The organism is Actinomarinicola tropica (genome assembly GCF_009650215.1).
Taxonomy (GTDB): Bacteria; Actinomycetota; Acidimicrobiia; order Acidimicrobiales; family SKKL01; genus Actinomarinicola; species Actinomarinicola tropica.
This window is the reverse complement of the sequence record NZ_CP045851.1, coordinates 1,979,463-2,000,944: the sequence shown is the minus strand read 5'-3', so window position 1 is coordinate 2,000,944 and position 21,482 is coordinate 1,979,463. Positions and strand designations below refer to the sequence as shown.

Annotated in this window: 16 protein-coding genes; 9 read left to right on the top strand and 7 right to left on the bottom strand. The window is 73.8% G+C overall.

Going from position 1 to position 21,482, the window contains the following annotated elements:
* Positions 1-16 precede the first annotated feature (16 nt).
* The gene (locus tag GH723_RS09815; protein ID WP_153759478.1) at positions 17-1,327 is read right to left on the bottom strand and encodes a M18 family aminopeptidase; all 1,311 of its coding nucleotides are present in this window, start codon (positions 1,325-1,327) and stop codon (positions 17-19) included.
* A complete protein-coding gene (locus GH723_RS09810; RefSeq protein ID WP_153759477.1) occupies positions 1,324-2,043 on the bottom strand; it encodes a DUF4388 domain-containing protein in 720 nt (239 codons plus the stop codon). The genes GH723_RS09815 and GH723_RS09810 overlap by 4 nt, the downstream gene beginning before the upstream one ends.
* A gap of 169 nt (positions 2,044-2,212) precedes the next feature.
* Here GH723_RS09810 and GH723_RS09805 point away from each other — a divergent pair, with 169 nt between their 5' ends.
* The 7 genes from GH723_RS09805 to GH723_RS09775 are packed head-to-tail and all read left to right on the top strand — an operon-like array spanning position 2,213 to position 8,506.
* Complete coding sequence (locus GH723_RS09805) at positions 2,213-4,729, top strand: sensor histidine kinase (RefSeq protein WP_195210227.1); 2,517 nt, start codon at positions 2,213-2,215, stop codon at positions 4,727-4,729.
* A gap of 11 nt (positions 4,730-4,740) precedes the next feature.
* A complete protein-coding gene (locus GH723_RS09800) occupies positions 4,741-5,163 on the top strand; it encodes a roadblock/LC7 domain-containing protein (RefSeq protein WP_153759475.1) in 423 nt (140 codons plus the stop codon).
* A complete protein-coding gene (locus GH723_RS09795) occupies positions 5,160-5,528 on the top strand; it encodes a DUF742 domain-containing protein (RefSeq protein ID WP_153759474.1) in 369 nt (122 codons plus the stop codon). The genes GH723_RS09800 and GH723_RS09795 overlap by 4 nt, the downstream gene beginning before the upstream one ends.
* A gap of 37 nt (positions 5,529-5,565) precedes the next feature.
* On the top strand, positions 5,566-6,111 hold the full coding sequence (locus tag GH723_RS09790) for a GTP-binding protein (protein WP_229022761.1): 546 nt from the start codon (positions 5,566-5,568) through the stop codon (positions 6,109-6,111).
* Positions 6,108-7,004, top strand: a complete 897-nt coding sequence (locus GH723_RS09785; RefSeq protein ID WP_407650245.1) for a glycosyltransferase family 2 protein — start codon at positions 6,108-6,110, stop codon at positions 7,002-7,004. Before GH723_RS09790 ends, GH723_RS09785 begins: the two co-directional genes overlap by 4 nt.
* Before the next feature lie 27 nt (positions 7,005-7,031).
* Entirely contained in the window at positions 7,032-7,886 is an 855-nt protein-coding gene (locus tag GH723_RS09780) for an SCO6745 family protein (RefSeq protein WP_153759471.1), read from the top strand.
* Positions 7,887-7,900: 14 nt separating this feature from the next.
* Complete coding sequence (locus GH723_RS09775; RefSeq protein ID WP_153759470.1) at positions 7,901-8,506, top strand: hypothetical protein; 606 nt, start codon at positions 7,901-7,903, stop codon at positions 8,504-8,506.
* On the opposite strand, the gene GH723_RS09770 is transcribed toward GH723_RS09775, so the two are convergent.
* A complete protein-coding gene (locus tag GH723_RS09770; protein WP_153759469.1) occupies positions 8,503-9,591 on the bottom strand; it encodes a Zn-dependent alcohol dehydrogenase in 1,089 nt (362 codons plus the stop codon). The two genes, GH723_RS09775 and GH723_RS09770, sit on opposite strands and share 4 nt — an antisense overlap.
* A 61-nt stretch (positions 9,592-9,652) precedes the next feature.
* Between GH723_RS09770 and GH723_RS09765 the strand changes: the two genes are divergently transcribed.
* Positions 9,653-11,107, top strand: coding sequence for a bifunctional glycosyltransferase/class I SAM-dependent methyltransferase (locus GH723_RS09765; protein WP_153759468.1), 1,455 nt, complete (start codon positions 9,653-9,655; stop codon positions 11,105-11,107).
* Positions 11,108-11,114: 7 nt separating this feature from the next.
* Here GH723_RS09765 and GH723_RS09760 read toward each other — a convergent pair whose 3' ends face one another.
* A complete protein-coding gene (locus tag GH723_RS09760; protein ID WP_153759467.1) occupies positions 11,115-13,247 on the bottom strand; it encodes a hypothetical protein in 2,133 nt (710 codons plus the stop codon).
* A 4-nt stretch (positions 13,248-13,251) separates the two neighbouring features.
* Positions 13,252-14,016 carry an alpha/beta fold hydrolase gene (locus GH723_RS09755; protein WP_229022759.1) on the bottom strand — a complete coding sequence of 255 codons (765 nt, stop codon included), beginning with the start codon at positions 14,014-14,016 and terminating at the stop codon, positions 13,252-13,254.
* Between GH723_RS09755 and GH723_RS09750 the strand changes: the two genes are divergently transcribed.
* Entirely contained in the window at positions 13,903-15,957 is a 2,055-nt protein-coding gene (locus tag GH723_RS09750; RefSeq protein WP_153759465.1) for an acyltransferase family protein, read from the top strand. The genes GH723_RS09755 and GH723_RS09750 overlap by 114 nt on opposite strands.
* On the opposite strand, the gene GH723_RS09745 is transcribed toward GH723_RS09750, so the two are convergent.
* Together GH723_RS09745 and GH723_RS09740 are read right to left on the bottom strand one after the other, a co-directional pair.
* Entirely contained in the window at positions 15,894-20,177 is a 4,284-nt protein-coding gene (locus GH723_RS09745; protein WP_195210226.1) for an alpha-(1->3)-arabinofuranosyltransferase domain-containing protein, read from the bottom strand. The genes GH723_RS09750 and GH723_RS09745 overlap by 64 nt on opposite strands.
* A 5-nt stretch (positions 20,178-20,182) precedes the next feature.
* Positions 20,183-21,394: a glycosyltransferase family 4 protein gene (locus GH723_RS09740; protein ID WP_153759463.1), complete on the bottom strand. Its 1,212-nt coding sequence runs from the start codon at positions 21,392-21,394 to the stop codon at positions 20,183-20,185.
* Between the last annotated feature and the right edge of the window lie 88 nt (positions 21,395-21,482).

Here is a 21,482-nt window from a genome sequence, read left to right as displayed (position 1 = left end):
CGCCGCGGGCGCGGGTTCAGGCGGGAGAGAGGAACGCGGTGAGCGCGGCGATGAAGCGCGCCGGCTCGGTGGAGCTGGCCAGCTCGCGCGCGGAGTGCATCGAGAGCTGGGGGACGCCGACGTCCACGGTCGAGACCGCCAGCCCCGCAGCGGTGATCGGGCCGATCGTCGAGCCGCACGCGAGGTCGGTGCGGTGGATGTAGCGCTGCGTGGGCACGCCGGCGTCGTCGCAGGCCAGCTGGAAGGTGGCCACGCTCGTGGCATCAGAGGCGTAGCGCTGGTTGGCGTTGATCTTGATGACCGGGCCGCCGTCGAGGGTGATGAGGTGATCGGGCTCGTGGCGCTCGGCGTAGTTGGGGTGGGTGGCGTGGGCCATGTCGGCGGACACGCACGTCGATCGGGAGAGGGCCCGGAGGAAGGCGGCGCGGTCGCCGCCGCGGGCGGCGACCGACTGCTCGAGCAGTCGGGCCAGCAGCGTGCCGGCGGCACCGGTGGCCGTCGTGCTGCCGACCTCCTCGTGGTCGAAGAGGCACAGCACCGCGATGGCATCGGACGACGCGGGCGCCAGGCGCTCCATGGCGACGAGGCCGGCGTGCGACGAGAGGAGGTTGTCGAGGCGCGGGGCGAAGATCAGCTCGTCGGAGGCGCCGCCGACCGCGGAGGGGGTGAGGTCGTGGAGCATCAGGTCCCACCCGAGGACCTCGTGCCAGGCCACCCCCGCCTCGTCGGCGACGAGCTCCACGAGCTCGCCGGGGCGGCGGGCACCGAGCCCCCACACCGGAACGAGGTGCTGCTGCTTGTTGAGCTGCAGGCCCTTCTCGTTGATCTCGCGATCGAGGTGGATGGCCAGCTGCGGCACGCGCAGGAGCGGGCGGTCGATCTTGACCAGGACCTCACGGTGTCCCCGGGGCGACTCCCCGTCGCGGACGGCGACCCGTCCGGAGATGCCGAGGTCGCGGTCGAGCCAGGAGTTGACGAGGGCGCCGCCGTAGACCTCCACGCCGATCTGGCGCCACCCGGCGCGGCCCACGTCCGGCTTGGCCTTCACCCGGAGGTTCGGGCTGTCCGTGTGGGCGCCCACGATGCGGAACGGGGCATCGGGCGGCGAGCCCGCCGGCGCGGACCACGCGACCAGGGCGCCGCCGTCGGTGACGACGCCGCGGCGGACACCGGCGGGCCAGGCCGCCATCGGGTCGAGTGCGGTGAACCCACCCGCGACCAGTCGGTCCGCGGCGTTGCGGGCGGCGTGGTACGGCGACGGGCTGGCGTCGATGAAGCGGAGCAGGTCCCGCGTCTCGTCGGGGACGGTGATCGGCGTCGACCTCATGCGTCGCGGTCCGGGGGGAGGACGGCCCCGAGGGTGATGAGTCGGTGCAGTGTGGTCATCACCCGGAACGCCGACATGCCGAGGAGCTGGACGAGCTCGGCGACGTCGCGACGGCCGTCGAGCAGCCCGAGGAGCTCGAACTCCTCGTGGTTGAGGGTGATCGGCCCGCTCGTCAGCGGCAGGCGCGGGGCCCGACGCAGCACGACCGAGGTGCTCGGGATCGAGGCGGCGATGGTGCGCCACTCGTCGACGCGGTGGCGGACGTCGTCGAGCACGTCCTCGAACGGGTAGCCCGGATCGGCGGCGAAGGGGTGGGAGCGTCCGGCGTGGAACTCGAACCGGGCGGTGCTCGGCAGGAGCAGCTCGAACAACGTGTTCACGGTGTGGTCGTAGAGGCGGGCCCGTAGGCGGTCGGGATCGGCGCCGCTCGAGACCAGCTGCTCCAGGGCCGCGCCGGGGGACTCGTCGCCGGCCTCGACCAGAGCGTCCCAGGCCCCCGGATCGACGACGCCGCTGCCCACGACGGCCGCGCGCAACCCCTCGAGGCCGGTTGTCGCGATGCGCACGACCTCGGGGCCGACGACGACGGCCACGTGAGAGGTCTCTGCGTCGAGGTGGAGCGTGCCATCCTGTCGGGACGCCCTGAGGAGGCGGAGGACGTCGGCGAACGCGACCTCGTCGAGGCGACCTTCGAGTCCGGAGGTGCTGGAGCTCATCTGGCGCACGCTACCCCCGTCGTCGCAGGTCACGGGGGCATCTAGGCCGTTCGACCCCTCTTCGTGGTGTGCTCAAGTTCACGTAGCGAGGACCGATGGAACCACGTCAAGGAGGGCTCGTCGACCGGGCCCGACCGCCGAGTCCACGAGGGACGACATGCTCCGAAACATGAAGGTGGGGACGAAGCTCCTGGCCGTCGTGCTCCCACCGCTGCTGGTCCTGGTGGCCGTGGCGGGGATCGGCGCGAAGGACCGGCTCGACGAAGCCGCCGACGCCCGCACCGCCGAGACCTACGTCGAGCTGGCCCGTTCGTCGGCGTTCGCCATGGACGCCCTCCAGAACGAGCGCTCGCTGTCCGTCCTCGCCGTCGTCGACCCCGACGCCGCCGAGGGCCTCGAGCAGCAGCGCAGCGCCACCGACGCCACGCTGGCCGACTTCGCCGACCAGGTCGACGACCTGGGCACGACCGATCCGCTGCGGGTCATCGGCGACGCCGCCGTCGCCCGCCAGGCCGACATCGCCACGATCCGGGCCTCGGTCGACCGCGGCTCGATCGACCCGCTGATCGTCAACACCTGGTACATCGACACCATCGCCCGCCAGCTCGACGTGGCGACGGGCGTGTCGAACGAGGTGCCGTTCCCCGAGGTGTCCGCCGACCTGACCGCGCTGGTGTCGCTCGCTCGTGCCTGGGAGGGCGCCGCCCAGGTCCAGTCGGCCCTCACCCTGGCGCTTGGCCAGGACGAGTTCGACGTCGCCGGCCGCCAGTGGCGTGTCCTCGTCGAGGCCACCAGCAACGCCGAGGAGTACGGCGAGCTGTTCTTCGCCATGGCCACCCCCGAGCAGGCCGCCGCCGTCCGGCGCCAGCTCCAGAGCCAGGACGCCACGCGTGCCACGGAGTTCCGCCTCTCGGTGATCGACGCCATGGCCCCCTACATCCAGTGGCTCACCAGCGGTGAGGACAACGACGGTCGGGCCAACTCGATCGCCGCCGCCCTCGACGACCTCGAGCCGCCGGTCGAGGCGCTCACCCCCCAGGAGTGGATCACGCTGAGCGACCAGGTCGTCGCGGCCCAGGCGGTCGTCGGCCTCGAGATGCTCGACTCGGTCGAGTCCACCGTCAGCGACGCCCGCTCCGACACCGAGCGTGAGGCGCTGATCTTCCTCCTCGTCGCCGTCGCCTCGGTGATCGGCTCCGCGGCCCTCGCCTTCCTCGTGGCCCGGCGGATCACCCGTCCGCTCCGCAGCCTCACCGAGGCGGCCGACCGCCTCTCCGGCGAGCAGCTGCCGGCCCTGGTCGAGCGGCTCAAGAGCCCGAGCTCCGGCGGCGGCGAGGTCATCCTCGAGCCCATCTCCATGAACCGCAGCGACGAGATCGGCCACCTGGCCGACGCGTTCGACTCGATCCAGCGGGTGACGGTCGAGGTCGCCGAGGAGCAGCAGTCGCTCCTCAAGAAGGGCATCGGCGACATCTTCGTCAACCTCGCCCGCCGCAACCAGACGCTCCTCGACCGCCAGATCGAGTTCATCGACCAGCTGGAGTCGCAGGAGGAGGACCCCGACGTCCTCGAGGACCTGTTCAAGCTCGACCACCTCGCCACCCGCATGCGGCGCAACGCCGAGTCGCTGCTCGTGCTCGCGGGCATCGAGACCGGGCACCGCCGGTCCCGCCCCGTGGCGCTCGCCGACGTGGTCCGCGTGGCCATCGGCGAGGTCGAGGACTTCGCCCGGCTGAACCTCGTCGCCATGGACGACGCCGTCGTCACCGGCGCCGCGGCCATGGACGTCGCCCACCTCCTCTCCGAGCTCATGGAGAACGCCACCTCGTTCTCGCCGCCGGAGACGAGCGTCGAGATCCTCGGCCACCAGAACGCCGACGGCACCTACGTCCTGTCGATCTCCGACCAGGGCATCGGCATGAGCGACGAGCAGTTCGCCGAGACGAACAAGCTCCTCGCCGAGCCCCCGCTCGTCGGCCTGACCCTCAGCCGCTCGCTCGGCTTCACCGTCGTCGGGCGCCTCGCCGCTCGGTTCTCCATCGACGTGCGCCTCACCTCCTCGCCGACCGGCGGCGTCACCGCCCTGGTGACGCTGCCCACCGCGATCCTCGAGTCGTCGAGCATCAGCGTCGAGGAGGCTCCGGCCCAGCCCGAGCCGGCGGCCACCGTCGCCGAGCCCGAGCCGCAGCCGGCCACCCCGCCGTCGGCGGCGTTCGCGCCCGCCCCGGTCGCTGAGCAGGCCACTCCGGAGCCCGCCGCCGAGTACGTCCCCGACGTCCCGGCCCCGGACTCGCTGGCCACCGCCGTCCCCGAGGGCGCAGCCTTCGACGCCGGCCTGGCGGCCCTGATGGGCGACGACGTCGATGCGCCGGCCACCGAGCACGACGCGCCGTTCGCCGCACCGGCCCCGGTCGATGCCGCTCCGTCCTTCGACGAGCCCGCGCCGGCGGCCGAGCCGGCCACGGCCAGCGCCCCCGAGCCCGCCCGCACCGCATCGGGCCTGGTGAAGCGGGTGCCGAAGAGCGCGGGCACCGCCACCCAGGAGGAGCCCCGGCCCACGGCCGAGGCGCCCATCGCCCGCACCCAGCGTTCCCCGGAGGAGGTCCGGGCCATGCTGTCCCGCTACCGCTCCGGCCTGCACCGTGGCCGTGAAGCCGACTCGCCGAACGGCGAGGGATCGAACTGAGAGGAAGGTCGATGACCGATCTGAGCGCAGCTGCAAGCAACGTCAACTGGCTGGTCTCGAACTTCGTCGAGCGGGTCCCGGGCGTCAACGAGGCCGTCGTGGTCTCCTCTGACGGCCTCCCCATGGCGGTCTCGAAGGGCCTGTCGCGGGAGGCGGCCGACCGGTTCGCCGCCGTCGCCTCGGGCTTCATCGGTCTCGCCTATGGTGCGGCCGGCCGTTTCGGCGGCGGCGCCGTGAACGAGGTGATCGTGGAGATGGAGCGGGCGTTCTTGTTCGTCACCGGCATCAGCGACGGCTCCTGCCTCGCTGTGGTGGCGACCAGCGAGTGCGACGTCGGCCTCGTCGGCTACGAGATGGCGCTGCTCGTCGAGAAGGCTGGTGCCGTCCTGACGCCCGAGCTGCGGGCCGAACTGCAAGGAGCGTTGCCCCGGTGAGCACACCAGAAGGTCCCTCCGAGAACGATCTCGGCGTGCGCATCCGTCCCTATGCCCTGACGGGCGGCCGGACGCGCCCCGGGACCGACCTGGCCATCGAGGCGATGGTCGCGACCACGAGCGAGGGGCTGGCCGCCCAGGACCGCCTCGCGCTGGAACGTGGGCGCATCGTGGCGCTGTGCGTCACGCCGCAGTCCCTCGCGGAGATCTCCGCCCACCTCGACATCCACCTCGGGGTGGCGCGCGTCCTCGTCGGCGACCTCGCCGAGGAGGGCTACCTCGCCGTCAACCGTCCCAGCCACGTCGGGGACCGCCCCGACCTGCGTCTCCTGGAAAGGGTCCTCGATGGCCTTCAGGCACTCTGAGGCGCCGGCGCAGCCGGCCGCGTCGGCCGATGCACCGATGCCCGTCAAGATCATCGTCGCCGGCGGCTTCGGCGTCGGGAAGACCACGTTCGTCGGGTCGGTCTCCGAGATCGCCCCGCTGACGACCGAAGCGGCGATGACCTCGCACAGCGAGGGCATCGACGACCTGTCGAAGGCGACCGGCAAGACGTCGACGACCGTGGCCATGGACTTCGGTCGCATCTCGCTCGGGACCGACCTCGTCCTCTACCTGTTCGGCACGCCGGGCCAGCCCCGCTTCCACTTCATGTGGGACGACCTCGTGCGTGGCGCCATCGGCGCGGTCGTGCTGGTCGACAGCAACCGCCTGGAGGACTCGTTCCCGGCGGTCGACTACTTCGAGGGCCGCGACGTGCCCTTCGTCGTCGCGCACAACATCTTCGGCGCCGAGCCCAGCCACTCGCTCGACGAGCTCCGTGAGGCGCTCGCCGTGCCGGAGGACGTGCCGATGACCACCTGCGACGCGCGGGACCGCAACTCGACGAAGGTGGCGCTCATCGAGCTCGTCCAGCACGCGCTGGTCCGGGCGTCCGCGTCCACCTGAGCTCCACCAGCGGCGATGACCGCCGCGGCGACGACCGCCTGACCGTCGTCGTCGTCCACTGGAACCGCGCCGCGCACTGCCTGCGCTCGTTGGAGCGCCTGGACGCGCAGGGCGCCCCGGTGCGTGCGCTGGTCGTCGACAACGGGTCGCGCCCCGCGGAGCTGGACCTCCTGCGGTCCGGCCTGCCGGCGTGGGCCGAGGTGCTCGAGCTCGGGCGCAACGCCGGGTTCGGACCGGCCGCCAACGCGGGGTTCCGGCGCTGGCTCGCAGAGGGGGCGGGGGAGTGGGTCGGCCTCATGCCGCACGACGCCATGCCCGACGAGGGCACCTTGGCCGAGCTGCTCGCGGTGGCGGCGGCCCGGCCCCGGCTGGGGTTCGTCAGCGCCGATGTGGGCGACGGGGCGACCCCGGTCGTCGACCCGTACTTCGGCGGCATCACCCGGCCGCCGTCGGTCGAGTCGGGCTTCGAACCTGCCGACCACCCGCACGGCACGCTCATGCTCGCCCGGCGCCGCGCCCTCGAGGACGTCGGTCTCTTCGACGAGCGCTACTTCGCCTACTGCGAGGAGGCGGACCTCGGGCTGCGGGCGCTGGCGGCCGGCTGGGAGGTGGGGCTCGTGCGCGGCGCGATGGTCCGGAACCCCGAGATGGGCCCGGGCAGCGCAGCGGTCGCCTACCTCCAGCTGCGCAACACGCTGCTGCTCGTACGTGAGCACTCGGGGCGCTACCACGCGGCGATCCGGCTGCTCGTCGCGCTGGCGCAGATCACCCGATCGCTGGTCGATGCACGCGCCCGGGACCACCTCCACCACCCGTCGGCCCGCCTGTGGGCGATCGTCGACTTCCTGCGGGGCCGCCTGGGCCCGCCGCCGGCGCGGCTGCAGCCGAGCTGATCGCGGCCCGGGCTAGCGTCGCCGCCCATGGACCCAGCCCTCGCCCGCTCCGCCCACCGCACCCTCGAGCCGTACCACGGCATCGTCTACTTCGCCGCCGAGCCGCAGGAGGCGTACGAGGCGCTCGGGCTCGCCGGTCGGTCCGGCTACTTCGCGAGCCGATCCGCGGCGATGGGGGCGGTCGACGCCGAGGTCGTCGTCGCCACCTTCTTCAACTTCCACCCGGAGCTGGTCCGCCGTGCGATGGCGGGGGTGTGGGACGCGACGACACCGCAGGAGGTGCTCGACGCCCGCCACGGCGGCATCGACGCGACCTTGCGGCGCATCCTCGGCGACGCCGTCGCCAGCGGCGAGGTCGCCGAGGCCCTCGAGCTGGCCCGCCGCGCGGCGACGGACCTCCCGATCTCCGGGCGCCCGCTGTTCGCCGCCCACGCCGGCCTGCACTGGCCCGACGAGCCGCACCTCGCCCTGTGGCACGCGCTGACCCTGCTCCGCGAGTTCCGCGGCGACGGGCACCTCGTCGCCCTCCTCGACGCCGGCATCGCCTCGGGCTGCGAGGCGCTCGTGAGCCACGCGTCGGTGGGCGACGTGCCGGCGGGGGTGCTGCGCTCCTCCCGGGCGTGGCCCGAGGACGAGTGGGCGGCGGCCGAGGACGCGCTACGGGCTCGTGGGTGGATCGACGACGAGGGCGCGGCGACCGAGGCGGGGCGCGCGGCGCGCGAGGCCATCGAGCGGCGCACCGACGAGCTGGCCATGGCCGCGTGGTCCCGCCTCGACGAGCCCGAGGTCCAGCGGCTGCGTGAGCTCGTCCGCCCGTTGAGCAGGGCGATCGTGGCGTCGGGCGAGCTGGGGCGCCCACCGGCGTCGTCCCCACGCGGGTGACCGTGCGCCACCACATGGCGGGCGTCATCGCGAGCAGCGGGTTCGCGTCCGGCGATCGCATCGTGGTCGGTCACTGGGTCGACTCCCCGATCGGGCCGTTCACCGACGTCATGTGGACCGCGCCCGACGGCACGCGCACCCTGCTGTCGCCCACCGAGCGGGCCGAGGCGTTCATCACCGCCGTCTACAGCTTCGATCGGACGTCGGTCGTCGACGTCGCAGCAGAAGGTGGCGCCACCGGCCTTGAGGTGACGGCCGGACCGCTCCGCGTCGGCATCGCCGCGGGCCGGCCCTGGCTCGTGCTCCCGCGTCGGCGCCCGGCGTGGTTCACCCGCTGGGTCGAGGACCGTGTGGCCCGCGCCACGATGGGCGTCCGGACGTTCGGTGAGAGCCCGACGGGGGTGCGTGAGTGGTACCGGGCCGACCGGTACCGGCCGGCCCGGGAGGCGTGGGCGTCGGTCGGCGGGCGGGACCTGGGCGCGATGGCACCGCTGCACCCTCCCCTGGGCGTGGGCTTCACGGATCCGCCGCGACGCCCCTCGATCGTGGCCGTGCGACCGCTGCTCGAGGACCCGACGGGAGGGTTGGACCGGCTGGTGGCCGGCGAGCCGAGCAGCTAGTCGAAGACGATGACGCTGCGGGCCAGCTCGCCCGTCTTCATCGCCGCGAACCCGTCGTTGACCTCGTCGAGCGTGATCCGCCGGGAGACGAGCTCGTCGAGCTTCAGCCGCCCGTCCATGTACATCTCGATGTAGCGGGGCATGTCGACCCGGAAGCGGTTCGAGCCCATGTTCGAGCCCTGGATCTTCTTCTCCGACAGGAAGGCCACGCCGGGCAGCTCGACGTTCTGGCCGACGGGGATCATGCCGATGATCGTGGCCGTGCCGCCGGCCCGGAGCATGCCGAACGCCTGCTCGGCGGCGACCTTCAGGCCGATGGCCTCGAACGCGTGGTGCACGCCGCCGCCGGTGAGCTCCATCACCTGCTGGACGGGATCGCCGGCACCGGCGTTGACGCCGTCGGTCGCGCCGAACTCCTTCGCCAGCTCGAGCTTCGAGTCGAGCATGTCGACGGCGATGATGCGGTTCGCCCCGGCGATGCGGGCGCCCTGGATGGCGTTCAGGCCGATGCCGCCGCAGCCGATGACGGCGACCGTCGTGCCCGGCTCGACCTTGGCGGTGTTGAACACCGCGCCGAGGCCGGTGGTGACGCCGCAGCCGATGAGCGCGGCACGGTCGAGCGGCATGTCCTCGCGGATCTTCACCAGGCCGTGCTCGTGGATGAGCATCATCTCGGCAAACGAGGACATCTTCAGGAACTGGTGGACCGGCTCGCCGTCGTTGCGGGACAGGCGCGGCGGCTGGTCGGCGGTGCGCTCGGTGGCCGCAGCGCCGGTGCAGATCGACGGGTGCCCGGTGAGGCAGTTCTCGCAGCCGCCGCAGTAGACGGAGAGGCAGGTGATCACGTGGTCGCCCGGCTGCACGTAGGTGACCTGGTCCCCGACCGCCTCGACGACGCCGGCGGACTCGTGGCCGAGCACCGCAGGGGTCATGTAGGGGTACTTGCCCTCGATGAAGTGGAGGTCGCTGTGGCAGAGACCGGCGGCCGCGACCCGGATGAGGACCTCGTGCGGCCCGGGGCTCGCGACCGCGACCTCCTCGATCTCGAGCTCACCCGGGATGGTGTTCAGGACGGCGGCGCGCATCGTTCGGTTCCCCTTGTGTCGGCAGCGGAGCGCATCCTGGCACATGTCGTAGGCTGCCGCGATGCACCGGATCGGGATCCTCGTCGTCGCGTACAACGCCGAGGCGACGCTCGCCGCGGTCCTCGATCGCATCCCCTCGGGCTTCCGCTCCCGCATCGACACCGTGCTCATCGCGGACGACTACAGCGCCGACGCGACCTTCGAGCGGGGGCTCGAGTACCAGGAGGCGAACTCGGAGCTGCCGATCACCGTGATCCGGCGGCCGCGCAACCTCGGCTACGGCGGCAACCAGAAGGCCGGCTACCGGTGGGCGATCGAGCAGGGCCTCGACATCGTGGTGCTCCTCCACGGCGACGGCCAGTACGCCCCGGAGCTGCTGCCCGAGATGGTCGCGCCCATCGAGTCCGGCGAGGCCGACGCCGTCTTCGGGTCCCGGATGATGATCCCCGGCGCCGCCCGGCGTGGCGGCATGCCCCTCTACAAGTACGTCGGCAACCGGATCCTCACCCAGGCCCAGAACGCGATCGTCGGCGAGTCCCTGAGCGAGTGGCACTCGGGCTACCGGGCCTACCGGGTCGCGGCGCTCGACGACGTGCCCTTCGAGCTCAACGACGACGGCTTCAACTTCGACACGCAGATCATCGTGCAGCTGCACGAGGCCGGGAAGCGGATCCACGAGGTCCCGATCCCCACCTACTACGGGGACGAGATCTGCTACGTCGACGGCGTGCGGTACGCCGGCGACGTGATGCGCGACGTCGTGAAGTACCGGCTGCACAAGATCGGCTTCGGCAGCGGCGAGATGGCCTTCGCCAGCGACGCCTACGAGACGAAGGACTCGCTCGACAGCTCGCACCGCCAGCTCCTCGAGTGGATGGCCCACCGGCCACCGAGCAAGGTGCTCGACCTCGGCTGCTCGGACGGCGCGCTGGCCGACCGGCTCCGGCGGCTCGGCCACCACGTCACCGGCGTCGACGTGGTCGAGATGCCCGGTGTCGGCACGCGCGTCGACGCGTTCGTCCGGGGCGACCTCGACGACGGCATCCCCGCGGAGGCGGGCACCGGGTTCGACGTCGTCCTCGCCGCCGACGTCATCGAGCACGTCCGGGACCCCGACGCCATGCTCCGCTCGATCCTCGCCGTCCTGAAGCCCGACGGCACCCTGCTCGCCTCCATCCCGAACTTCGCCCACTGGTACCCGCGCCTGCGCACGGTCCTCGGCCGCTTCGACTACGAGCGCCGCGGCATCCTCGACCGGGGGCACCTGCGGTTCTTCACCCACCGCAGCTTCATGCGGGTCGCCCGGCGGGCCGGCTACATCGCCGACTGGGAGAGCGCGACCGGGCTGCCCCTCGAGGTGGTCGACAGGGGCGGCGACGGTGGTGGTGTCGCGGGCTCACCCGTGGCCCGCCTCGTCCGCTGGGTCGACCGGCGCGGCGTGCGCGCCTGGCCGAACCTGTTCGCCTACCAGTACCTGTTCGCGCTCCGTCCCGACCCGATGGTGCACCAGGGCTGACGGGCGCTCAGCCCGCCCGCTCCAGCAGGTCGGCGCACAGCTCGGCGCGGGTCCCCGGCCGCCGCTCGATGGACCCGGCGAAGGTCGCCACGTCGGCGCCGCCCACGACGTCGCGCCCGAACGTGAGCGGCCCGTCGTAGGCGAGGTGCCCCTCGAAGACGAGTCGGCCGTCGAGGGTGAGGGACACCTCGGACAGGCGGGGGTCGGCGACGAGCACGGCGTCGTAGGTGTGCCCGGGATCGACCTCGATCGGGGCGCTGCGCCGTGGCAGGCCGGCCCCCGAGTACTCGACGACGACGTGTCCGTCGTCGGTCGCCTCGACGACCAGTAGCGCCGAGCTGTCGCCGTCCTCGCCGCTGACGATCGGCGACGAGGTGCCCGGGCGTAGCGCGTCGAACCGGATGGCCAGCTCGTACCGGCCCGCCCGCTCGGTGCGCTCGACGGGGATCCAGGAGTGGCGCCGGATCGTGTTCGGCGGGTTGCCGTCGTGGAGGTAGAGGGCGTCGCAGCTGCCGAGGACGAACAGGTCCCCGGGCGATCCGGTCGGCAGCTGCTCGCCGCGCTGCACGCGTGACGGCAGCTCCTCGCCGCCGAGCAGCGACTCGACCCGCGACTGCGTGGCGATGAACGCCGCGGTGCGCTCCTCGTCGGTCGTGAGGCCGTAGAGCCGCTGGGCGAGCACCCCGTGGGACACGTTGAGCCAGGCGCCGAACACGCCGGCGAGGACGACGACGGACACGGCGGTGCGGTGGATCCACGGGCGCGACGGCCGCCACGCCAGCAGCGCCTGCACGCCGATGGCCGCGGCGACGATCACCAGGGGCATGAAGTCGGCGACGTACCGGTTGGCGATGTAGCCGAACGCGAGGACCGCGAGGCCCGAGCCGGCCGCCGCCACCAGCGGGACCCGGAAGGCTCGCAGCGCTGACCACTCGATCCGACCCCGCCCGAGCGCGACCAGGGCGAGGACCCCGAGGAGGACGAAGGCCGGCAGCGCCGAGGGGACGCTCGACGTCCGGTCGAACACGTCGAACCGGGCGTCGAGGAGGATGGGGCCCGGCGCCGGGGCGAAGTCGATCCACGGCAGGAGCGAGGTGGGGCGGAAGGCGTCGGGTCGGAAGTACTGCAGGAGCGTCGTCGGGATGAAGCGGAGGGAGAAGAACCCGCCGTTCTCCGCGAGGAACTCCTGGCGGGTCGGGTCGATGATCGTGTGGAGCTGGGTCTCGAACGGCACGCTGAACAGCGTCCGGAACTTCACGTAGCTGACCGCGGCGTAGGTGCCGAGGGCGGCGACCCCGACGCCCGCGAGCCCCGCGGCGCGGGTGATCGGCGGCCAGACGTCGCGACCGTCGGCGCGACGTCGCGCCACGGCGACGAGCTCGCGGGCGCCGAGGACCGCCACCCCGAGCAGCGGACCGAGACCGATCGAGGCCCGCGTCGACAGGCAGGCGGTGACGAGGAGCCCGAGGACGACCACCCGGCGCGTCGTGGGCGCGTCGACGTAGCGCACCATGGCGAGCAGCGAGGCCAGGCAGAGCGCCACCCCCCACACGAGGGCCTCGTGGTACACCCACGGCTTCGCGGCCAGGTACACCAGGCTCGAGCCCCCCGTGACGAGCGCACACCACGCCGCCACCCCGATCTGCTCGCCACGACCGACCTCGACGTCGGGACGGAGGCGGCGACGGGCCTCCCACAGGATCCGACCGCTGGTCCAGCCGGCGAGCAGGGTGGCGGCGAGGATCGACAGCGTCGTGAGCCGACCGCTCAGGTCGGGCGCCAGCGCCGCCGTCGGGACGCGGAGGAGCGCGGGTACGGGCCCCTGGTACATGTACGCGGGCTGGCTGCGCAGGATCTCGTCGGCGACGAGCGGGTCGTCGTCGATCGGCCAGCCCCGCTCGACGAGGGCCGCGACCTCCTCGTCGAAGCGGAAGAACGACTCGACCCCCAGCGTGTCGATGCCGATGTCCCACCGGCCGTCGAGCCACGCCGCCGCCTGGGCGTCGTAGAAGTCGCTCAGCGGCTCCCAGCGCAGCAGGTCCCAGGAGCCGGCGGTGGCGACCCAGGCGACGAGGAGCGTGCCGAGGGCGGTGCCGATCCAGGCCGCCCGTCCGTGGCGGCGACGGTCCTCGCCCGCCACAGGGCTAGAACGGCCGGGCGTCGAGGAAGCCGAGGGCCTCGTCGATGAACGTGAAGTCCTTCGGCGTCCCGAAGTGGTCGACCTTGGGGAGCGGCAGGAACCGGGCGTCGGGCAGGGCGGCGACGAGGTCGTCCGCCGGCCAGACGAAGTCCTGCTCGCCGAGCACGACGAGGACGGGGCAGCTCACGCGGGCCAGGTCCTCGGGCCGCAGCACCGGCGAGGGGCGTCGCATGAACGCCGCCAGCGCGAGCGGGTCGTTCCCGGGCGTGGTCCCGAGCTCGTGGAAGTGGGCGAGGACCCGGTTGTCGGGGTCGTAGCGGCCCTCGACGGCGTCGGCCACAGCGGTGCTCGCCTCGGAGCGGAAGACGTTGGCGCCGATGCCGGCGACGACGATGCGGCGGAAGCGCTCCGGCGACCGGGCGGCCAGGGTGAGCACGACGCGGGCGCCCATCGAGTAGCCGATGGCGTCGACCGGCTCGTCGGGCAGGACGTCGGCGACGAGGTCCTCGACGGCGTCGTAGGCGTCGACCTCGTGCGGCTTCGGAGCATCGCCGTGGCCGAGCAGGTCGGGGGCCAGAACCGTGCGTCCCGCCTCGGTGATGAGGTCGATCCATCCCGGTTCACGCCAGGTACGCTCGGCCGAGGTGGCGAAGCCGTGAACGAGGAGGACGGGAGGGTGGTTCATGGCGCCGAATCTAGGGCAGCCGGGCGCGTCGCAGCGCTCGACGGCCTGCGTGGCGTCGCCGTCCTCGGCGTCCTGGCGTTCCACGCCGGGCTCACCTGGATGCCCGGCGGGTTCCTCGGCGTCTCGGCCTTCTTCACCCTCTCCGGCTTCCTGATCGCGGGCCTCCTGCTCGACGAGTGGGATCAGCACCACCGCATCGACCTGCGCGCCTTCTGGGGTCGACGCGTGCGGCGCCTCCTGCCGGCATCGCTGGTCTGCCTCGTGGGCATCGCCGCCTTCGGCCTCACGGTCAGCGCCCCCGTGGGTCGCCTCGATCTGCGGGGCGACATCCTCGCCGCCCTGGCCCAGGTCGCGAACTGGCGGTTCGTCCTCGACGAGCGCTCCTACGCCGACCTCTTCGCCGAGCCGAGCCCGGTCCTCCACTTCTGGAGCCTCGCCATCGAGGAGCAGGCCTACCTGCTCCTGCCGCTCGTCGTCGTCGGCGTGCTGCACCTGGCCCGCCGCCGGGAGGCGGTCGGATCGGTCCTGGCGCTGCTCGCGGTGGTGTCGACGCTGCTGATGGTCGCGATCGCGGGGGCGGGGCACCTCACGCAGGCCTACTACGGCACCCACACCCGAGCGGCCGAGATCCTCTGGGGCGCGGCCGCCGCGGCGGTCCTCGGCGGTCTGTCGGTGCGCTCCGCGCTCTCGGAGCGCGGCACACGGCTCCTCGGCCTGGCGAGCTGGCCGGCGATCGCCGCCATGGGGGCGATGTGGGCGACCGCGACCGCCGCCGACCTCTGGGTCTACCGGTTCGCCCTCCCGCTGCACCCGTTCCTGACCCTGGTGGTCGTGCTCGCCGTGGTGCGCGGCGTGGGCCCGGCGCGGCTGCTCTCGTGGTCGCCGCTCGCCGGGCTCGGCCGGATCTCCTACGGCGTCTACCTCTACCACTGGCCCCTGTTCCTCTGGCTCGACGAGGGCCGCACCGGCCTGGAGGGGCCGCCGCTGCTCGCCCTGCGGCTCGGCGCCACGCTGGTCGCCGCCCTCGTCTCGTACCGCTGGATCGAGCAGCCGATCCGCCGGTTGCCGCAGCTGGCCGTCCCGCGGCTGCTGCCGCTGGCCGCCCTGCCGGCTCTCGTCGTCGTCGGGGCCCTCGTCGTCGGGTCGACGGCGGTGGCGCCGCCCCGGTGGGCCGAGACCAGCGCACCGCCCCCGCCGAGCGTCCCGCCGGAGGCGTTCGAGGCGCCGCCGGCCAGCGTCGCACCGGCGGCGGCGGAGGGCGGCCCCGAGGTGCCGGCGATCCTCGACCGGCCGCTGCGCCTCCTCGTCGTGGGCGACTCGGTGTCGCGCTCGCTCGGCTTCGGGCTCGACGCCTGGGCGGCCGAGACGGGGGCCTTCGTGGTCTGGAACACCGGGACGCCGGGATGCGGCATCGTCCGCAGCGTCGAGGTGCGCTCGGTGGGCGGCGCGGGCGCGACCCCCGAGGGCTGCACGAGCTGGCCGACCCTCTACGCCGATCGGATCGAGACCTTCCGGCCCGACCTGGTGGTCGTGCTCGTCGGCGCGTGGGACGCCGGCGACCACCGCCTCGAGCCGGGCGACGAGTGGCGGTGGGCGGGCGACCCGACGTTCGACGCCGCGCTGCGCCGGGACGTCGACCTCGCCGCCGAGGTGCTGACGGCGGGCGGGGCGACGGTGGCCTGGCTCACGTACCCCCACTTCACGCTGGCGAACTACCCGGGCGTCGATCCGAGCGCCGAGGACGAGGACACGCCCCGGCGGCTCGACCACGTCAACGACCTGGTGGCCGGCGTCGTCGCCGATCACGAGGACGTCGGCGTCGTCGATCTCGCCGGGCACATGGAGCACCGGCCCGGCGGCGTGTTCGACACCGACCTGCGCCCCGACGGCGTCCACTTCGACGACGACGGTGCCCTGTCGGTGTCGCGCTGGCTGGGCCCGGAGCTGCTGCGACTCGCGGGCTACTCGCTGCCCTCGTCGGGCCGCGTCGAGGGCTCCGACGGCTCGACCTGGCTGCCGGACTGAGCGGGCGCGTCGAACCAGGCGAGCACCGCCAGGAGGACCGGCCCGGCGAGCGCGAGGTGGTGCACCCGGAGGAAGTGCTCCGGCCAGCGGAAGTCGGCGGGGTGGCCCCACCGGAGCTGCGAGACGACGACGTAGGCCGCGGCGAGGGCCACGGCGATGGCGGGCAGGAGGCGCACCGCCGGCCGCGCCCGCGGCCAGAGGACGCCCGCGCCGACGACGAGGCCCAGCACCAGGCCGGCCAGCGGGTGGACCAGGAGAGCGCCGGCCACCAGGGCGGCCGGTGCCGCGAGCGGCGACCAGGTCGCGTCGCGCACGAGAGTCGGCGCCGCTCGTGGCGGCTGGGGCCGCCGCCGACCGAACACGACGAGCGCGAGGCACGCGACGGCGGCGAGGGCCGAGGCCGCGAGCCCGATGTCCACCGTGCGCTGGGGGGCCCACCGCAGCTCGACGTCGATCGGCCCGTCGCCGGGCTCGATGACCCACCCCATGCCGAAGGCGTCGTGGATCGCCGGCTCGCCGAGGTCCTCGCCGTCCGCCGTCGCGGTCCACCCCTCGTTCCAGCTCTCCGACACCACGAGCCAGAACGGCTCGTCGCCCTCGGGCACCACCGTGGCGTCGATCGCGGTGGCCGACGGGCGCGTCCACTCGACCGTGGCCGGCGCATCCGGGGCGGGGACCGCTGCGGACGCCGCGGGACCGGCGAGCTCGAGCACCACCCGGTCGAGGTCGATCGCCGTGTCCGCACCCGGCGCCGTGCGCACGACGTGCTCGCCAGCGGCCAGCGTGACAGGGTCGCCGCACAGCTCGACGTCGAGCCCGGCGCGGTCGACGGCATCGGCGGCGGTGCCGACGACCCGGAGGGGGACCGGGGTGCCGTCGATCGACAGCAGGTCCGCCCGGCAGGACTCGTCGAGGACGGGATCGGTGACCTCGGCACCGGGGACCTCGATCTCCGCCAGACCCACCGGCAGCGTGACCGGCGTACCCGTGTACCAGTCGCGGGTCGAGCGCTCGTCGATCTCGACCACCGTCAGGCGCAGGGTCGACCCCTCGACGGTGGTCCCGAGCGGCACCACCACCTGGGTCGTCGCTCCGGGCTCGGTCGACTCGGCGACGGGCGGGACCTCGACGACGACCGGGCCCTGCCCGTCGACGCGCACCTCGAGGGTGCGAGGGAGGCTGTGGCGCCCGTCGGCGACGACGTCCAGCGTCAGGGCGTCGAGCGTGAAGGTGGTGGGGGAGGCGACCTCGATCGTGGCGCCGCGCGGGTCGCCGAACGTGGTCTGCCACGCCGTCGTGAGGTCGTCGTCGACGGCGGACACGGCGCGGTGGCGGAGGTCGCCCGCGAGTCGGGCCGTCGAGGTCGCGTCGACGCCGCCGTCCGCGGCGCCGGCGATCCCGAGGGTGCGATCGATCGTCGGCTCCGGTGCGGTCGCGGAGAGGCGCGCCGTGCCGGAGACGTCGAACGTCCCGGCCGCGGGGAGGGTGAACGCCCGGCTCATCGCCAGCTCGGGGTCGCTGCGGACCACCTCGGCCGGGTTGACCCGGTGGCGGGTCAGGACGATCGCGAGCGGGTGGTCGACGAGCCCGGGGCCGACCGCGTCGACCAGGTCGGTGGGGAGGTGCAGGACCTCCTCGACCCGCACGTCGGGGATGCGCACCTCGCTGAAGCCGGTCGGGCCGTCGCCGGGCTCCGACCGGAGCACCTCCACCTCGACCGTGGTGACGGGGTCGCCGTCGAGCGGCACCGGCTGGCCCCCGGGCTCGAGCGAGCGCTCGTCGAGCGCCACCCGCAGGGCACGTCCGCCGTCGAGTCGGATCTCGACCTCCTCCACCGCGCGCATGCCCGGACGGCCGACGGCCTGGCGCAGGTGGACGGCCGGGACGGCGACGGCCTGGTCGAGCTCGATGCCGAGGACGACCGGGTCGTCCCACTGGCCGGTCTCGACCGTCCACGCCGTGCGCTCGTCGCCGTCGAACGCCAGCACCGCCCGGTTCTCGGGCGTCATCGTGATCGGGTTGCCGTACGCGGTGGCCCACACGCGCGCCGCACCCCGGTGCTCGGCGACGGTCTGGGAGGACGGGTCCGGATCGGTCACCGGGGGGATGCGCGCGTCGCCGGGATCGTCCTCGAGCGCGGGCTGGCCCGGCACCTCGACGGCGCCGAGGTTCTCGCGCAGCGAGTACCAGCGGTGGCCGCGGAGACGGTTGGTGTCGGTCAGGACCACCTGCGTGCCGGGTGAGAGGGCGAGATCGAGAGCCGCCGGGTCGTCCGTGACCTCGGCCGCGTACCGCAGCGGTCCGGAGGAGAGGAGGCCGGCCGCGGCCGTGGCGAGGACGCCCTCGCCGTCCCCCGCGAGGATCGTGCCGCCGGCGGTCGGCTCGGCGCGCACGAGGTCGTGGGGGTCCTCGACCGGGAAGACCGCGAGGGCGGGCGGCTCCGCCGCGTCGGGTGCGATGCCGAGCTCGACCTCGTCGATCATCGGCTGGGAGGGGTCGGCCCGGTTGACCTGGTCGTCGCCGAAGGTGGTCGGTGGGCCGAGGCCTGGCGGCGTGGGCGTCAGCGCGTCCCAGAACACGCGCGGGCGGACGGTCCGGTACCGCTCGTACTCCAGGTCGCTGCGGACGAGCACGTCCGACGCGCCGAGCAGGCGGGCCACGGGAGCCAGCGCCTCGGGCTCGAAGGTGCCCTCCTGGATCGACCGGTCGAGCGCCCCCAGCAGGTCGACGCCCGGCGGTGATCCCATCGGCACCAGCTCACGGGCGAGGACGGAGCGGTCGACCAGCCCCGGCGTGATCGGGTCGAGCGTGTTGCCCCAGCGGTAGGCGGCGAAGTCGATGCCGGGCAGCTCGAGGATCCTTCCCTCCCCGTCGGCGAGGTGGTCGGCGGCATCGACCCAGTGGGCAGGCAGCTCGTCGGGCCGGTGGAAGCGCTCGGCGATGTAGCCCGACGTCCAGTGGTGGGGGATCGACGCCACCACGGCGACGGCGAGCGCGACGTGGACCACGACGCGACCACGGGGCCGGTGCTCGGCGAGCACGTGGAGGCCGGCGACGAGCAGGCCGGCCAGCCCGAGGAGGAGCAGCGGCGTGGCGCGCTGGGTGTTGCGGAGGCTGAAGAGCAGGTCCGACGCGTCGGCGCCTGCGGCGAACGCCGCGCCGAACGGGGATCGACCTGCCGCGGAGTAGGCGCCCACCGACAGCACGAGCCCGAGCGCGGCCAGGGTGGCGAAGTACGTGCGGTGCGCCCAAGCCGTGGCGCCCCCGGCGACCAGGGCCACGATCGGCACGACGAAGCCGACGGCGAGCAGGCCGACGTGCTCCATGTACGGCGGGGCGATGCCCTCGAGCCACGGTCCGGTGACGTCGGTGCCGTAGAAGAACCAGTACCCGAGCCCCCGCAGCACCTCGGTCGACGCGGTGGTCGCCGACGTCACCTCGAGCGTCTCGGTGGTGGCGAGCAGGGGGAGCCCGTACCGCCCGCCGACGGCGTAGCCGACGAGCCACCACAGCTGGGTGGCGAGGGTGAGCACGCCGGTGCGGACGAGGGCCACGAACGCGTCGCGGAGGGTGACGCCGGCCGTGGAGCGGGCACGCAGGGGCGCCCAGAGCGCCGAGCCGACCACGACGAAGAACACCGAGCTGCCGTTCAGCGACCCGCAGGTCGCGATGACGAGGGCGTAGGCCGCCGGCCAGCGCCACCCCTTCTCGGTGCAGGCCCGGTCCATGAACACGACGAGCCACGGGAAGGCGGCGAAGGGGAGGAGGAGCGCCGACTGGCCGGTGACGTGGCCGAGGACGTACGGGGACAGGCCGTAGGCGAGGGCGCCGAGGACGTTGACGCCGCGACGACCGAGGAGGTGGTTCCAGAGGTGCAGGGCGCCGGCCGCCGCGGCGAACGAGATCGAGCCGACCCACAGGCGCTGGGCCACCCAGTCGGGCAGCCCGACGGCCTCGGTCAGGGCGTAGAACGGGCCCATCGGCCACAGGTAGCCGATCGTCTGGTGGGTGACCGTCCCGCCGCCGACGACGGGGTCCCACAGGGAGCGGGCGCGCTCCATCAGGCCGAGGGGATCGAGGTACAGGTAGCCCTTGGTGTCGGCGTTCAACACGCCCGGGCGGGCGAGCAGCAGCGGCACGTAGGACAGGAGCGCGAGCGCCGCGTACGGGGTGCCGCGTGCGCGCCACGCTCGACGGACGGTCCGGTCGACGGTCTCCAAGGGGCTCAGCGGCGCCGGGTGCGGCGTCGACGTGCGTCGGCCACGAGGGCGTCGAGGACGCCTGCCGCGCTGTGGGCCCACGTGAACGACGACGCCCACTCGAGGGCCCCCCGGCTGAGGGCGGCGCGCTCGGCGGGGTCGGTGAGGATCGACACGAGGGCGTCGGCCATCTCGTCGGGGCCCTCGGCGAGGCGCCCGCTGCGACCTTCGGCGATGGCGTCCACGTGGCCCGGGATGCGGGTCGCGACCGCCGGCGTCCCACATGCCGCGGCCTCGGTGAGCGTGAGGCCGAAGCCCTCCCGGTGCGACGCCGACACGGCGACCCACGCCTGCTGGTACTGGACGACCAGCTCGTCGTCGTCGACGCGGCCGGCGAGCTCAAGCCAGTCCTCGGCGTCGTGGTCGCGCCGGAGCTGCTCGATCTCCGGTCGCTGGGGTCCGTCGCCGACGATCACGGCCTCGAGGTCGGGGACCCGTCGGCGGACCGCGGCCAGGATCGGCACCAGGTCGGCGAGCCCCTTCTGCGGCATCATCCGCGCCACGGCCACGACCCGGGGGCGTGCGCTCCGGCTGCCGCCGGGACGGAAGCGCGGGTCGATCCCGTGGGGGACCACGGAGATGTTGCGGGCGGGGAGCCGCAGCTCGTCGACGATCTCGTCCCGGGCCGACGCCGCCGCGGTGACCACGGTGGCCCGCCGGTACAGCAGCGGCACCACGTGGCGCTCGATCGCGTCGCCGACCCGGTCGCCGGGGAAGGGCAGGAGGTGGTGCCACGTGCCCAGGTGGACGTGGTGGATCAGCGCCACGCGGGGCCCGCGGGCCCAGAGCGGGGAGAAGAACGGGACGCCGTGGAAGACCTCGACGAGCCCGTCACGCGGGCCGAGGCGTCCGCTCAGCTCGTCGACGACGGTGGTGGCGAAGACGCCGAGGCGTCCGCCGCGTCGCACGACCCGGACGCCGTCGCGATCGAGCTCGGCCGGCCCGCCCGGCACGGCGCCGGTGTGGTGGACGATCTCCAGGCCGGCCAGGTGGAGGTGGTGGGCCACCTGCGTCGCGTGCTCCTCGGAGCCGCCGGCCTCGGGGTGGTCGCGATCGCGGAACGTCGCGATGTGGATGCGTCGCAGCCCTGCCGCGTCGGCGGTCGCCGCCATGTCCCGGAGGGTCTCGTCGCGGCTGCGGGTGGGGTTCGTCTGGTCGGGCACGAGCGGGTGAGCCACCCTCGGAGGGTTCTTGCAGCCGGCGGACGGGCGTCCGTACTATACGCCACCGACCCGCCCGGGCTCGGGGGCGCCGAGGCGCCGGGGC